General features: G+C 55.1%; 13 protein-coding genes. 6 read left to right on the plus strand and 7 right to left on the minus strand.

Going from position 1 to position 14,379, the window contains the following annotated elements; genetic code table 11:
• The first annotated feature begins 3 nt into the window (after window positions 1–3).
• From pheA to M8006_RS03445, 5 genes are all read left to right on the plus strand, one after another.
• Window positions 4–1,086, plus strand: coding sequence for a prephenate dehydratase (gene pheA, locus M8006_RS03425; protein WP_250080064.1), 1,083 nt, complete (start codon window positions 4–6; stop codon window positions 1,084–1,086).
• A 23-nt stretch (window positions 1,087–1,109) separates the two neighbouring features.
• Window positions 1,110–3,368, plus strand: coding sequence for a bifunctional prephenate dehydrogenase/3-phosphoshikimate 1-carboxyvinyltransferase (locus M8006_RS03430; protein WP_250080156.1), 2,259 nt, complete (start codon window positions 1,110–1,112; stop codon window positions 3,366–3,368).
• The gene (gene cmk, locus M8006_RS03435) at window positions 3,361–4,050 is read left to right on the plus strand and encodes a (d)CMP kinase (protein WP_250080065.1); all 690 of its coding nucleotides are present in this window, start codon (window positions 3,361–3,363) and stop codon (window positions 4,048–4,050) included. Before M8006_RS03430 ends, cmk begins: the two co-directional genes overlap by 8 nt.
• 184 nt (window positions 4,051–4,234) lie before the next feature.
• Entirely contained in the window at window positions 4,235–5,911 is a 1,677-nt protein-coding gene (gene rpsA, locus M8006_RS03440; RefSeq protein ID WP_250080066.1) for a 30S ribosomal protein S1, read from the plus strand.
• Between the two features lie 540 nt (window positions 5,912–6,451).
• A complete protein-coding gene (locus M8006_RS03445; RefSeq protein ID WP_250080067.1) occupies window positions 6,452–6,826 on the plus strand; it encodes a histone-like nucleoid-structuring protein, MvaT/MvaU family in 375 nt (124 codons plus the stop codon).
• 107 nt (window positions 6,827–6,933) lie between these two features.
• On the opposite strand, the gene M8006_RS03450 is transcribed toward M8006_RS03445, so the two are convergent.
• The gene (locus tag M8006_RS03450) at window positions 6,934–7,770 is read right to left on the minus strand and encodes a helix-turn-helix transcriptional regulator (RefSeq protein ID WP_250080068.1); all 837 of its coding nucleotides are present in this window, start codon (window positions 7,768–7,770) and stop codon (window positions 6,934–6,936) included.
• Between the two features lie 351 nt (window positions 7,771–8,121).
• On the opposite strand from M8006_RS03450, the gene M8006_RS03455 reads away from it, so the two are divergent.
• Entirely contained in the window at window positions 8,122–8,517 is a 396-nt protein-coding gene (locus M8006_RS03455) for a hypothetical protein (protein ID WP_250080069.1), read from the plus strand.
• Between the two features lie 10 nt (window positions 8,518–8,527).
• Here the strand turns inward: M8006_RS03455 and M8006_RS03460 are convergent, their stop codons facing one another.
• The 6 genes from M8006_RS03460 to pilB are packed head-to-tail and all read right to left on the minus strand — an operon-like array spanning window position 8,528 to window position 14,219.
• Window positions 8,528–9,412, minus strand: coding sequence for a DNA replication terminus site-binding protein (locus M8006_RS03460; protein ID WP_250080070.1), 885 nt, complete (start codon window positions 9,410–9,412; stop codon window positions 8,528–8,530).
• A 5-nt stretch (window positions 9,413–9,417) separates the two neighbouring features.
• Entirely contained in the window at window positions 9,418–9,663 is a 246-nt protein-coding gene (gene yacG, locus M8006_RS03465; RefSeq protein ID WP_250080071.1) for a DNA gyrase inhibitor YacG, read from the minus strand.
• A gap of 51 nt (window positions 9,664–9,714) precedes the next feature.
• On the minus strand, window positions 9,715–10,314 hold the full coding sequence (gene coaE, locus M8006_RS03470) for a dephospho-CoA kinase (protein WP_250080072.1): 600 nt from the start codon (window positions 10,312–10,314) through the stop codon (window positions 9,715–9,717).
• Window positions 10,315–10,348: 34 nt separating this feature from the next.
• Window positions 10,349–11,203 (minus strand): prepilin peptidase, encoded by an 855-nt coding sequence (locus M8006_RS03475; RefSeq protein WP_250080073.1) that lies wholly within the window; start codon window positions 11,201–11,203, stop codon window positions 10,349–10,351.
• An 8-nt stretch (window positions 11,204–11,211) separates the two neighbouring features.
• Entirely contained in the window at window positions 11,212–12,444 is a 1,233-nt protein-coding gene (locus M8006_RS03480) for a type II secretion system F family protein (protein ID WP_250080074.1), read from the minus strand.
• A 17-nt stretch (window positions 12,445–12,461) separates the two neighbouring features.
• On the minus strand, window positions 12,462–14,219 hold the full coding sequence (gene pilB, locus M8006_RS03485; protein WP_250080075.1) for a type IV-A pilus assembly ATPase PilB: 1,758 nt from the start codon (window positions 14,217–14,219) through the stop codon (window positions 12,462–12,464).
• Window positions 14,220–14,379 lie beyond the last annotated feature (160 nt).

Raw genomic sequence — 14,379 nt, forward strand, 5'->3', positions numbered from 1 at the left:
ACGATGTCCGATAAGCTTGAAGCGCTTCGCCAGCGCATTGACCAGCTTGATAGCGATGTCTTGCGTCTCATCAGTGAGCGCGCGAGCTGCGCGAAAGAAGTTGCCCGGGCCAAACTCGCCGATGACGCCTCGGCGGTGTTTTATCGCCCTGAGCGCGAGGCTCAAGTATTGCGTCGCATTATGGAGCTAAACGACGGGCCACTAGATGATGAAGAAATGGCGCGGCTGTTTCGTGAAATTATGTCCGCGTGTTTGGCGTTAGAGCAGCCGGTCAAGGTCGCGTATCTCGGCCCGGAAGGGACGTTCACCCAGCAGGCAGCGCTTAAACACTTTGGCGAAAGCGCGGTCAGCTTGCCGATGGCCGCCATTGATGAAGTGTTCCGCGAGGTAGAAGCGGGGGCGGTGAACTACGGCGTGGTGCCGGTGGAAAATTCTACCGAAGGCGTGGTTAACCACACGCTGGATACCTTTATGGATTCTTCTATCAATATCTGCGGTGAAGTGGTGCTGCGGATTCATCACCATTTACTGGTGAGTGAGAATACCCGGCGAGACAAGGTCTCGCGCGTTTACTCGCATCCGCAATCGTTTGCCCAGTGCCGCAAATGGCTCGATGCTCATTTCCCTCACGCCGAGCGCGTGCCGGTGGCGTCCAACGCTGAAGCCGCCAAGCTAGTGAAAACCGAATGGCATAGCGCGGCGATTGCCGGTGATATGGCGGCAAAGCTTTATGGCTTAGACCGCGTGACGGAAAAAATTGAAGACCGCCCGGATAACTCTACTCGCTTTTTGATTATCGGCAGCCAAGATGTGCCGATGTCCGGTGATGACAAAACCTCGCTGGTGGTGGCAATGCGCAACCAGCCCGGCGCATTGCACGATTTGCTAGAGCCTTTTCATCGTCATCAGATCGATATGACACGCCTAGAAACACGGCCTTCGCGAAGCGGTGTGTGGAACTATGTCTTCTTCATCGACTTTAAAGGCCACTACGCTGAACCGCATGTGGCCGCTATGCTCGAAGAAGTACGTCTGCGCGCTGCCGATTTAAGGGTCTTGGGTTCTTATCCCAAGGGCGTGATGTGAGCGTAGCGGGCCCCAATGCCGTTATGCCGAACCGGGTGAGCGAATCGCGGCTCTTGATCGTTGGGTTGGGGTTGATTGGCGGCTCTCTCGCGGCAGCGCTTCGAGAGGCGGGCTTTGACGGTGAGATCGTCGCCTGCGACCCCGACGCCAAAGAGATTGAGCGCGGTATCGACATGGGGTTGATTGATTCCGGCGGGACAACGCTTTCCCAGCAAGCGCCGGGGGCGAGTATGATCGTGCTTGCCGTGCCGGTGCTGGCGATGGAAAGCGTGATGCGTGAGCTTGCCGACGTGCTACCGAATATGACGCGCGTGGTGATCACCGACGTGGGCAGTACCAAGGCGACGATTCGCGAATGTGCGCATCGCGTGTTTGGCCGGGTGCCGCCAACGCTGGTGCTCGGTCACCCGATTGCGGGTTCGGAAAAAAGCGGCGTGGCAGCGGCTAACCCCAAGCTCTATGTGAACCATAAAGTGATTCTCACTCCCGAGCCTGATGTCGACCCTGAAGCGCTTGCGCGTGTGCGTGCGCTATGGCAAGCGACAGGTGCCGAGGTGTTAGAAATGGACGTAGCACAGCACGATCATGTTCTGGCTCGCACCAGTCACTTACCGCATCTTCTAGCGTTTTCGCTAGTGGATACGCTGGCACGCCAGGATCAGCGGCTGGACATTTTTCGCTACGCGGCGGGCGGGTTTCGCGACTTTACCCGTATCGCCGGCAGTGACCCTGTCATGTGGCGGGATATCTTCATTGCCAATCGCGACGCCGTGCTGGCATCACTCGATGACTTTGAGGCCGGGCTTTCAACGCTGCGCACGGCCGTTGAAGCCGGCAACAGCGACGCGATGCTGGCCACGTTTGACCGTGCAAGCCATGCGCGACACTACTTCGAATCGCTTTTGAACGATACCAGTTACCAGGCGGAATACTTAATGCAACCACAGGGTCAAGTGACGTACCGCGTGCGCCCCGGCGGCCAAGCCCAGGGCCGCTTACGGGTACCCGGCGATAAATCGATTTCTCACCGCTCTATCATGCTCGGCGCGCTTGCCGAAGGCGTAAGCGAGGTAAAGGGCTTTCTGGAAGGGGAAGATAGCCTGGCGACGCTGCAGGCCTTTCGCGAAATGGGCGTGGCGATAGAAGGCCCGCATCAAGGTCGCGTGACCATTCACGGTGTGGGAATGCACGGTTTAAAAGCGCCTTCCGGGCCGCTTTATGTGGGGAACTCCGGCACGGCGATGCGCTTATTTGCGGGTCTCTTGGCCGGGCAGGCATTCGATAGCGAATTGACCGGTGACGCCTCGCTCAACAAACGTCCGATGGGGCGGGTGGCTGACCCTTTGCGCCTAATGGGTGCCGTTATCGATACTGCCGAAGGAGGGCGACCGCCGCTTAAAATTCACGGTGGGTCAGCGCTAAAAGGCATCGGCTATGATTTACCAATGGCCAGCGCCCAGGTGAAATCCTGTCTGCTTTTTGCTGGCATGTACGCTGACGGGGAAACTCGTGTGCGCGAACCTGCGCCGACGCGCGATCATACTGAGCGCATGCTGAACGGCTTTGGCTATTCGGTGCAGCGCGATGGCGATACCTGTTGGCTAGCCGGTGGCGGCAAACTCACGGCAGGCCCGATCGATGTGCCGTCGGATATTTCGTCGGCGACGTTTTTCTTGGTCGCGGCGGCGATTACGCCCGGGGCGGATATTACCCTGGAGCATGTTGGTATCAATCCAACGCGTATCGGCGTGATCAATATTTTAACGCTGATGGGCGCGGATCTTGCCTTGTCTAACCAAACGGAGGTCGGCGGTGAGCCGGTGGCGGATATTCGTATTCGCTATGCGCCGCTCAAGGGTATTGATATTCCCGCTGATCAGGTGCCGCTGGCAATCGATGAATTTCCGGCACTTTTCATCGCCGCTGCTAACGCTGAAGGCACGACTCGCCTGCGCGGCGCAGAAGAGTTGCGGGTCAAAGAATCCGACCGTATTCAGGCAATGGCCGATGGCCTGGCGATACTGGGCGTTGCACATACGGTGGTGAAAGACGGCATTGATATCGTGGGTCATAGCCGCGAGGACACGCCAAGTTATGGCGGCGGGCGCATTGATAGCCTGGGAGATCACCGTATCGCGATGGCGTTTGCGGTTGCTGCCCTGCGCGCCAGTGATGAAATCGTCATCGACGACTGCGCCAATGTGGGGACGTCGTTTCCCAATTTCGTTGAGCTTGCGACACGCATCGGTATGGGGATGAAGGTGGAGGGCGAAAATGGCTGAACAGGCACCGGTTCTCACTATTGACGGGCCCGGCGGCGCGGGAAAAGGCACGATCAGTAGCCTAATGGCACAAACATTAGGCTGGCATTTGCTTGATAGCGGCGCGCTTTATCGTCTTACCGCTCACGCGGCCACTAAGCACCAAGTCGCTCTAGACGATGAGCCCGCATTGGCTCAGCTAGCGGAACAACTTGACGTTGCCTTTCCAGTCGAAAATGGTTCGCCCAAGACATTGTTGGAAGGTGAAGATGTCGGACGCGCGATTCGCACAGAAGCCGCAGGCGAGCGAGCCTCGCAAGTGGCCGCGCTACCTGCGGTACGCTCGGCGCTTTTGCAGCGCCAGCGCGACTTTTGCCAGGCGCCGGGGCTCGTGGCCGATGGTCGCGATATGGGTACCGTGGTTTTTCGTGACGCCCCGGTGAAGATTTTTTTAACCGCTAGTGCCGAAGAGCGGGCACGGCGGCGGCATCTTCAGTTGCAGGAAGCTGGAGTGAATGCTAGTCTTTCGAGTCTTTTAGAGGAGATTCAGGCACGCGATGCACGCGACACGCAGCGCGAAGTGGCTCCACTCAAGCCAGCAGATGATGCTATTACGCTTGATACCACGCGCCTGAGTATACCGGAAGTGGTAGATTGGATGACCGAATTGCTGGCCAATAAAGGTATAGCATCCGGCGTTTGATTCTCCCTTGCGGCGCTTTCGAACCGGTGTCATGACGTGGCAGGGCACTTAACTCTTTGCGGTGAGCCCGGCTAGGTCGAACCAGCGCTAACGCCCTCGAAAGCAGAGTGACATTAGGCCCGTACTTGCTGGTGGTGCGGAGAAGGCAGTTATGCCTCAACAACGTTGATCACGTAGGAAAACCATGAGCGAAAGCTTTGCTGAACTGTTTGAACAGTCTCTTAACGACATCGATATGGAGCCGGGCGCCATCGTCGTGGCCCAGGTTGTCGACATTGACGGTGACTGGGTTACCGTTAACGCTGGCCTGAAGTCTGAAGGTCAGATCCCCGCGGCACAATTCCGCGATGAAAACGGTGAACTGAACATCGCCATCGGTGACGATGTACACGTTGCCTTGGAAGCCGTAGAAGATGGCTTCGGTGAAACGCGTCTGTCCCGTGAAAAAGCCAAACGCGCCGAAGCGTGGAAGGTGCTTGAAGCAGCCTTCGAGAAAGATGAAGTCATCAAAGGCGTGATCAACGGTAAAGTCAAAGGCGGCTTCACCGTCGAGGTAGACTCCATTCGTGCCTTCCTACCGGGCTCTTTGGTCGATGTTCGTCCGGTTCGCGATACCGCGCACCTTGAGAACAAAGAACTCGACTTTAAAGTGATAAAGCTCGATCCGAAGCGTAACAACGTGGTGGTTTCGCGTCGTGCCGTTCTTGAAGCTGAGAACAGTGCCGAGCGTGAAGCGCTGCTTGCCACGCTGCAAGAAGGCCAGCAGATTAAAGGTATCGTTAAGAACCTTACCGACTACGGCGCCTTCGTTGATTTGGGTGGCGTAGATGGCCTGCTTCACATTACCGATATGGCATGGAAGCGCATCAAGCATCCGTCTGAAATTGTTGCCGTGGGCGACGAAATTAACGTAAAAGTGCTGAAGTTTGACCGTGAGCGCAACCGCGTATCGCTGGGTCTTAAGCAACTCGGTGAAGATCCGTGGGTCAGCATCAAGCAGCGTTATCCGGAAGGCACCATCGTGCACGCCGTAGTAACCAATCTCACCGATTACGGCTGCTTTGCCGAATTGGAAGAAGGTGTCGAAGGCCTGGTTCACGTATCTGAAATGGACTGGACTAACAAGAATATCCATCCGTCTAAAGTCGTTCAAGTGAGCGACGATGTTGATGTGATGATCTTGGATATCGACGAAGAACGTCGTCGTATCTCCTTGGGTATTAAGCAGTGCACGCCGAACCCCTGGGAAACGTTCAACGCCCAGTACAACAAGGGCGACCGTGTTTCCGGTACCATCAAGTCGATCACCGATTTCGGTATCTTCATTGGCTTGGAAGGCGGCATTGATGGCTTGGTTCACCTGTCCGATATCTCTTGGACAGAGACCGGTGAAGAAGCTGTGCGCCACTTTAAGAAAGGCGACGAAGCCGAAGCCGTTATCCTCTCTATCGACCCGGAGCGCGAGCGCATTTCCCTGGGCATCAAGCAGATGGATACCGACCCAGTCGCTGAGTTCCTGTCTGTTAATGACAAGGGCACCATCGTGACAGGTCGTGTTGTTGAAGTTGACGCCAAAGAAGCGCAAGTTGAACTCGCAACAGACGTTGTCGCCGTGCTGAAAGCGTCTGAAATCAGCGCTGACCGTGTGGAAGACGCACGTAATGTACTGAACGAAGGCGACAGCGTAGAGGCGCGCATCGTCAGTGTCGATCGCAAGAGCCGCCAGATTAATCTGTCAGTAAAGGCGAAAGAGCAGGACGAAACGCGTCAGAACATGAAGAAGGTTCGTGAGCAAGAGCCGGAATCAGGTGCTCCGACGACTATCGGTGACTTGATCAAGCAGCAAATGGGCCAAGACTAATACTGTTAGTTTAGGCGTCTTACTAAGACGCTGTTGGTACACAGTTAGGCCCATTCAAAACGCCGCCCTATGGGGCGGCGTTTTTCTGCCTGGTTGGGTTCGGTTCGGTTCTATTCGGCGCTCTAACGGTTAGGTTGTTCAGGCTTTGTTAGGTGTTTGTTGAAACGCTTTTTGTGCCCGTTCTCCACGGCGCTTATTTGATTTTTTGTTATCCATGGTGTCCCGAACCCATTTTAAGGTTTGACTCTTGGTATATTGCTTTAGCGATTGGTTTTATAGCGTAAAATCAGCCGTTTTCTGTTGCACTTAGTTGCTGCGGAAAGGGTGTTTAAACCTAAAAAATAGCTATTATCCATTTAAAACGGACTATACTGTTGTCAGTGGTATTATTTAAAGCAATAATATGCGCGTATTTAAAAGCACTTGAGTCTGTTTTTATAGCAATACTGCGTGATCGCTTAAGTGAAAAGCGACAATTGAAATGTTAGAGCCAGCCAATGCGCTATTTTGCGGCTTGAATGACACCAAAGGATGCCTCGAATGTCCCTATTGAATGAATACATCCAGAAAGAGCAGCAGCTTAAGCAACTGCAAGAAGATCTGCAGCGGATGGAAGGCGATCAGCGCTTAAAGAGTGAGCTTGAATTCAAAGAGCGCCTTGAAGCACTGATGGAAGAGTTTGGTAAAATGCCAGCTGATCTTGTCGCGTTGTTTGATCCGAACGTACGGTCGAATGCTCAGAAGCAAATGAAGAGTACCGATGGCCGCCGCAAACGCCGTCTCAAGATTTACGAGAACCCGCACACAGGGGATGTGATTGAGACCCGTGGCGGTAATCACAAAGGCCTGAGAAGCTGGAAAGCAGAGTACGGTGATGATACGGTCGAATCTTGGCTAGTGCGTATGGAAGACTAAGTATCGAAAACTCGGTAATTAAGGCTTAGTGTTTTAAACCGGCATTTCTCTGAAATGCCGGTTTTGCATTGGCCAGCCAATACGTAATAATGCGCGAACATTATTGTCTACCCTGTTAACGGTAAGCGCAGCTCCATCGTACCGTTGCACCATAATATAAAAGGTGCGTTACCGTTGACATGAAACGGGGTGGCCTTGCAGGTTAAATGGCACAGAGCATGCGTCAGCGCGTGTGAGAGCGTCGAAAGATCGTCAAAGCGGGTGATGGCATAGTATTGTGGCGCTAAGGCAATACGCCGATAAGGCATCGGCAGAGAAAGCTTTAAAGACGAGTCATCTTGAGGCGTTAAGTAGAGGCCCACGTCTGTTCGCCGTTGCACGGGTGATGACTCAACGACATGTGCATCGATTTTTTCGGTCAGCAAATCAGGCAAGGCAATACTTGGTATGGCGTTCTCCCAAGCCTTGGCCTGCATAGCTAATGGTGTCGCATGCAGTTTGGGTGTGCCTAATGCGTTAAGTTGCTCGGGTGCTTTATAGTAGCGTTGCAGTATAACTTGTCGTGGCGGCTTTTTGACAACCCGAGTGATAAAACCGCTAGCTGGGCATTGTTGATGAAGGTCTTGGCGTAATGCTTGCCGGAAATCTCGCGGGCTTACGGCAAAGTGTTTGTGGAAAGCGCGTGAAAAAGAAGAGTGGTTACAATAGCCACATTCAAGAGCCACCTGCGCTATATTTTTAGGGGTTAGAACGAGTAACACGGCCGCACGCTCAAGGCGGCGCCGGTCGCGGTAGGCACTGGGTGAGATGTGAAAAAAATCGCGAAATTGACGCCTGACTTGCGAGTCGGAATAGCCCAAATGGTTGGCAAGGTCATTAATGCCCAGTGGCTTGTCGATGGTATCCTGTAGCCATATTTCTGCCCGTGTCATTGCATTAAACATTATTCGGCCTCCTGTGCATTCGTTGGGCAGGTGTGTGTTGTATTACCTGCTAGGCACCTTCCCGGTGCGTACTTGCTTGTGTAAGCTTTTGCTGCAGCGCTTTTGGCGCTTTTATGCCGAACGGTGGTGTCTAATGCGCAATAAGCTAACCGGCGGCGTTTCTGTCGTACTCACGTACGATGACCTCGGTTCATGCTTTCATACTAGGTTCTTATGCTATGTTCTTTATGCATGTTTTAGGAGGCCAAAGGCAAGTTTGCTGTATGCGTTTGCACATTTGTGCATAGTTTTAAGACATTAATGCCCATTTTAGCGGTCTTGCCGCTTTTCCGTAGGTGAAGATGAGAGTCGATGAAATATCAAAAAGACCACAAGCCATTAGATGAAAGGGATAAGCTGCGCCAGTTTCGCGAGCTAGATGATGCGTTTGCTAACGCACTGCGCGAGCTTGAAAACCCGAAAAATGCCTTCAATATTCCCACCGGCCCACCGGTGCGTTCGCTAGCCGCCTTGGAAGAGGAAGAGCAAAAAGCCCGTGAGCAAGAACGTGAGGAAGCTCGTGAGCAAGAAAGTGCGGCGGTATTTCGTGAGCGTTTTCACGCGCTGTTGGCCGAGTCGCCCATCTCGCAAGCGCAGCTTCTCGCACTGATTGAAACGCTGTTACGTACCGGGCACTGGAAAGAGAGGCAAGTGCCTAAGGCCAAAGCAGGTTTGGCGTCAACAAAGGGTGAAGACGTTAAAAACTGAGGCGTTAGCGTTAGCGATAGCGATAGACGCGTAGGCTCGGCAAAAAGGCCTCGCTTTCTAGCTTTTCATCGCGGCGTTTGGCTCGGGTGCGGGTTTCTGGTGGGGTAAGCGGGGGCATATTGCTGTGAGGCAGACGTCCATCATGGCTCGGCACGAAAATAGGCATGGCCACGTTCAGCGCGCGACGCGTATGTCCATCTTCTAGTGGCTCGGTAAAAAACAGGTTAGCCCGCATTAGCGGCGCTTGTGTTTGCACTTGCGCCAAAATCTCTCCGCTCGGTATGCTCGCAAGTTTACGCAGTTGAATGCGGACATGCGCGGCGTCGGTATCCAACGCCAATAGCTTTTTCTCGGCTTCTTGTACCGTTACGCGTTTGATTGAGCGCCCGCTGCTGTACCAGGCAAAGCGTACCCTTGAGACGGGCGCTTGTGCCACGGGTAAATGTCGCCAACACTGTTTGAGATGAAGCCGTGCTAAACCGGTTTTCTCCAGTACTCGCTCTACGTCCGGGTGTCGCATTGGCAGCTGCGCTTTGGCACTGCTCATTGCGGTAGGGGCGTGCGCTTTAATGGCCTTCAGGCACTCGCTAACGTCGTTTTTGGCCTGATTTGCCGCCATCACCGCATCAATCAGCGCCTCATCCGCAGCGATTAAGCCGATGTAGTTGCGCGTTTCGCGGCCGTCTTGGCCTTCTTCATGCCACATATCGAAAAGGGCACGGCGAAGCCAAGCAGCATCCGGCATTGGGTTGTTAAAGGCCCATACCGCCGGTGCGTGCTCGTCAAACCGCGCGACAACGCCTTCAAGAGCATTGAGCACTGCATCAAAGCTCGCATCAAGTCGGTGTTGAAGTTGGTACGGCAGCAATGTGTCGTTGGAGGAGGAAGTCGGCATAGCGGCTATGACAGCGGTGCGTCGCGGTCAGCTTGCTGCAATAACATGTCGATGTCAGCTTCGTCCATTGAGGATTCCCCAGCAATGCGATGCGACTCATCCGCCCAGGCGCCAAAATCAATCAGCTGGCAACGCTTGCTGCAAAAAGGGCGGTAGGTGTTCTCTGAAGACCAAGGCACTTTTTTGCCGCACTGCGGGCAGGCGACTTCAAGCGGCGTATTATTCGCGGCAGAGTGTTTCGCGGTGGGCATGGGGATACGTTCCTTCTAAAAGCGTCTGGATATATCGGGTGACGGGTCAAATTAGCGTGTAGCTGCGCGCAGGTGCTCATCGAGTTTCGCCACTTGCTCACGCATGTGTACGGTGTCTTGGCTGTTATCAATCAGCGCATCGGCCCGTGCGCGGCGCTCCTCGCGCGGCATTTGAGCGGCGAGGATAGCACGCACTTGGGTTTCGCTCACCTTGTCGCGTGCCAGGGTGCGCGATAGCTGTAACGCTTCGGGAATATCAATCACGACGGTAAAGTCGACTAGCGCATCTTGGCCAGACTCAAACAGCAATGGCGACACCAGCAGCACATAGGGCGCGTCTTCGCGTTGCATTCGCTCAAGATGGGTCACAATGCGCTCGCGCACGCGCGGGTGAGTCACGCTTTCAAGCCACGTGCGTTCCTCCGGCTGCTGGAAGATAAGTTCACGCAGACGAGCACGGTTAAGCGTGCCATCGCTTTGCAACACGGCCTCGCCGTGGCGCTGGCGGATGGCTTCCAGCGCTGGCTCGCCAGGGGCGACAATCTCACGGGCGACGTCATCGGCATCGATCCACGGGATGCCGCGCTCGCTAAATGCCCGCGCCACGGTGGATTTGCCCGAGCCAATCCCGCCGGTTAACCCCACAATCATCGCTGCTCCCATACTATTATCGCGGATTTCTAAATTATAAGCCTAAGCCACTAAATTGCAGATAGAGCGCCATTAAGCCGTCGCCGCCGAGTAGCGCCACCCAGCCTGCTAGTGCCAGAAACGGCCCAAACGCCATGGGGACGCCACGTTTGTCTTTTATGCTGAGCTGCAGCGCGATGCCCACGATGGCACCAAGCCCTGCAGCAATAATCAGTACTAACGGCAAGAACTGCCAGCCAAGCCACGCCCCGAGAGCCGCGAGCAGTTTGAAATCGCCGTAGCCCATGCCTTCACGGCCGGTGACGAGCTTAAATAGCCAGTAGACACTCCATAGCGCAAGATAGCCGACGATAGCGCCTATCACCGCGGATGGCAGCATCAGCGGCTGAAATAGCAGCTGGTAGATCAGCCCCGCCCACAGCAGGGGCAGCGTTAGCATATCGGGTAATAGCTGCGTGCGCAGGTCAATGACGGCCATGGCCAGCAGGGCATAACAGGCGCCGGCAATAAACAGCGCTTGTAGCGTGACGCCGTAAAGCGCCAGGATTGCGAGCGCAATCGCAGCACCAAACAGCTCGACCAGGGGGTATTGTGGGCTGATACGTGCCTGACAGGCCGCGCAGCGCCCACGACGCTTTAGCCACCCAATCAGCGGCAAATTGTCGTGCCACTTAATCGGCGCGCGGCAAGCCGGGCACATCGACGCGGGAAAGGCAATATTAAACCGCGGTGGCGTTTCATCCGGCAGTTCTAACGCGGCGCGGGCCTCGCCGCGCCATTGTTGCATCAGCATGACCGGTAAGCGCGTGATCACCACGTTCAAAAAACTGCCAACGCAAAGACCAAGCAGTAGGGCAATCAGCCAAAAAATCAACGGCGTGGAATGCATATGTCTCCTTAAAGCGCCGAGCCAAGATTGAAAATAGGCAGGTACATCGAAACCACCACGCCACCAACCAGTACGCCGAGCACGACGATAATCACTGGCTCCATGAGTGACGTAAGAGCATCCACTTTATTGTCGACTTCCTCTTCGTAGTAGTCCGCCACGCGGTTGAGCATCGCGTCCAGTGAGCCGGCTTCTTCGCCGATGCTGACCATCTGTACCGCCAGTGCCGGGAAGCGGTTGGTCATGCGCATGGCAAAATGCAACTGCTGACCGGTGGCCACATCGTGGCGGGCTTGGTGGGCGGCGCGTTCGTAGACTTTATTGCCTGTGGCGCCCGCTGACGTTTCCAGCCCTTCCACCAGCGGCACGCCCGCCACGAACGTGGTCGCCAGCGTGCGGGCAAAGCGCGCCACGGCCGATTTATGCAGAATATCGCCAATCACCGGCAAGCGCAGCAGGAAAAAGTGAAAGCGGTAGGCGATATTGGGCGAGCGTTTAATGCCTTCTTTGAGCAGTAGCACGCTGGCGATCACCGCGCCGAGAGCGTGCAACCAATATTTTTGTGCCAGTTCTGAGAGGTTGACGGTCATCTGTGTCATCGCCGGAAGTTCAGCGCCGAAGCTTTGGAACATACTCTCAAATTCTGGCACCACTTTAATCAGCAGCAACATGGTCACGCCGATGCCGATGGCCATCACCGCACTGGGGTACCACATGGCTTTTTTCACCCGCCCTTTAAGCGATTCGGTTTTTTCTTTATAAGTGGCAACGCGCTCGAGCATTTGATCCAAGGCACCGGCCTGTTCGCCGGCTTCCACCAGGTTGACAAACAACCGGTCAAAATACTTGGGGTGGCGGCTTAAGGCATCCGAAAAGCTTGACCCCGCCGAGACTTCGGTCATCATGCGCTGTACCAACGCCACCATCGCTGGCTTTTTCAAGCTCTCTGCGACGACCTGAAACGCCTGCAAAAGCGGAATCCCCGCGCGAATCATGGTCGCCATTTGGCGGGCGAAGACCATAATATCATTAGCGTTAATACGCCCCCGTCCACTTAGGCTGCCTTTTTTGCGCAGCTTTTGCACGGTAATGCCTTGGTTTTGCAGCTCGGTGGAGATGCCTGCTTTGCTACTGCCGACCATTTCTCCGCTTAGCACGCGATTATTGGGGCCTTTGCCGACCCATTTCCAACGCGCAAGTTGGATCTCAGGCGTACGTCGTGCCCGTGGCTTTCTTGCCATGGGTGTTCTCCTAAAAGTTACTCTTTGGTGATTCGGTTAATCTCTTCAAGGCTGGTTAGCCCGTCCATGACTTTTAAGAGGCCGCTTTGGTGCAAGCTTGGGTGGCCCTCTTCGCGCATGAGTTTATCGATTTCCAGCGAGTTGGCATCGCGCATGACCAGTTGGCGCATTTCGTCACTAATGGGCACTACCTCGTAGATCCCAGTGCGGCCTTTGTAGCCTTGGGTACACTGCTTGCAGCCCACCGCTTTATAAAGCGTCGCCCGGTTGATTTCGTCATCGTGAAAGCCTTCTTTCCTCAGCGCTTCTTTGGGAATATCGATGGGTTCCTTGCAGTGTTTGCACAGTTTGCGCGCTAAGCGCTGGGCGATAATCAAACTCATGGCGCTGGCAATATTAAAAGAAGACACGCCCATATTAGCAAGGCGTGTGAGCGTTTCCGCCGCCGAGTTAGTGTGTACCGTCGATAGCACTAAGTGACCGGTTTGCGCTGCTTTGACGCCGATCTCGGCGGTTTCCAAGTCGCGGATTTCGCCCACCATCACCACGTCAGGGTCTTGACGCAAAAACGCCCGTAGCGCATTGGCGAAATCTAAGCCGATTTTGGGCAGCACGTTAACCTGATTAACGCCGGGGACTTTGATCTCGACCGGGTCTTCGGCGGTGCAAATATTGCGCTCGACTTCGTTTAAAATATTGATGCCGGTATAAAGCGAGACGGTTTTACCGCTACCCGTGGGGCCGGTGACCAAAATCATACCTTGGGGCTGCTCAAGCGCATGCTCGTAGTGGATGCGTTGCTCATCGGTAAAGCCAAGCTGCTCAATGCCCATTTGCGCGGCGGTGGGGTCGAGAATACGCAGTACGATCTTTTCGCCGTAAACGGTTGGCAGCGAGTTAACGCGGAAATCCAGCGAGCGCGAGCGTGAGAGCTTGAGTTTTATCGCGCCATCTTGTGGCAAGCGGCGCTCAGAGATATCCAGCCGCGCCATGATTTTTAAGCGCGCCGCAATGCGGTTGCGCATGGCAAACGGCGGGCGGGCGACTTCGATCAGCAAGCCGTCGACGCGAAAGCGCACGCGAAAGCTTGTCTCGTACGGCTCAAAGTGGATATCCGACGCGCCGCGGCGAATGGCATCGAGCAGTATTTTGTTAACAAACTTAACAATCGGGGCGTCGTCGCTGTTTTGCGGCGCTTCTTCCAACGGCACTTCGTCGCCGTCGGCGTTTTGCACGATATTCAGCGACGAGACGGCGTCGTCCACACCTTCCAACTCATCAAGCATGCTGCGCTCGTTCTGCGCCAGGTAGCTATTAAGCGCTGTCGTAAGCTGGTCGACTGGCGCTAGCACGCCTTCAACACTCAATCCAGTGGCGAACTGTAGTTCATCGAGCTGGGTGAGTGTGGCGGGGTAGGGCACTGCGACGGTCAAGCGGTGGCCGTGACGCGCCAGCGGCAGCACGTTTAAATTCTGTAGCACTCGCACCGGGTACTCCGCGGCGGGCGGCAGCGAACTCAAACGCACCGAATCCAGGTCAATCACTGGCAAGCCATATTCCCACGCCGCGGCCAGCGCGGCTTCCGCGGGGTCGACCATACCACTTTCAATGACATGGCTGAGCAGCGAGATATCCTGCTGCGCGGCAGCCGATTCAGCGGTAGCGGCTTGCGCCTCGGTCAGCAGCTTATGCTTGACCAAACGCTGGGCAATACCGCGCAGCCCCCCACGCGCCGCCGCGTGGCTAAGGGTGGATTCGTACGTGGGTTGGGTCATAGGGTTCACTGCCGTCTCGACGCTTGCGGTGGGGCTACTTGTACCATATTCACCACCTCCACGGCACGAAACTTGAGGGCGCTCAAGTTGTCATACATATAGTCGATATAACATGGTAAGTGACATTGAAAATTGACATCGCGTAAGCTATTGTAACAGT

This window comes from Halomonas llamarensis (assembly GCF_023555005.1).
In the GTDB taxonomy this organism is placed as follows: Bacteria; Pseudomonadota; Gammaproteobacteria; order Pseudomonadales; family Halomonadaceae; genus Vreelandella; species Vreelandella llamarensis.

Coding starts and splice junctions, on each gene's coding strand:
- M8006_RS03480 (WP_250080074.1), bottom strand. CDS start 12,444: ATGGCAAGAAAGCCACGGGCACGACGTACGCCTGAGATCCAACTTGCG.
- rpsA (WP_250080066.1), top strand. CDS start 4,235: ATGAGCGAAAGCTTTGCTGAACTGTTTGAACAGTCTCTTAACGACATC.
- pheA (WP_250080064.1), top strand. CDS start 4: ATGTCCGATAAGCTTGAAGCGCTTCGCCAGCGCATTGACCAGCTTGAT.
- M8006_RS03445 (WP_250080067.1), top strand. CDS start 6,452: ATGTCCCTATTGAATGAATACATCCAGAAAGAGCAGCAGCTTAAGCAA.
- M8006_RS03460 (WP_250080070.1), bottom strand. CDS start 9,412: ATGCCGACTTCCTCCTCCAACGACACATTGCTGCCGTACCAACTTCAA.
- pilB (WP_250080075.1), bottom strand. CDS start 14,219: ATGACCCAACCCACGTACGAATCCACCCTTAGCCACGCGGCGGCGCGT.
- M8006_RS03475 (WP_250080073.1), bottom strand. CDS start 11,203: ATGCATTCCACGCCGTTGATTTTTTGGCTGATTGCCCTACTGCTTGGT.
- M8006_RS03455 (WP_250080069.1), top strand. CDS start 8,122: ATGAAATATCAAAAAGACCACAAGCCATTAGATGAAAGGGATAAGCTG.
- cmk (WP_250080065.1), top strand. CDS start 3,361: ATGGCTGAACAGGCACCGGTTCTCACTATTGACGGGCCCGGCGGCGCG.
- M8006_RS03430 (WP_250080156.1), top strand. CDS start 1,110: ATGCCGAACCGGGTGAGCGAATCGCGGCTCTTGATCGTTGGGTTGGGG.
- M8006_RS03450 (WP_250080068.1), bottom strand. CDS start 7,770: ATGTTTAATGCAATGACACGGGCAGAAATATGGCTACAGGATACCATC.
- coaE (WP_250080072.1), bottom strand. CDS start 10,314: ATGATTGTGGGGTTAACCGGCGGGATTGGCTCGGGCAAATCCACCGTG.
- yacG (WP_250080071.1), bottom strand. CDS start 9,663: ATGCCCACCGCGAAACACTCTGCCGCGAATAATACGCCGCTTGAAGTC.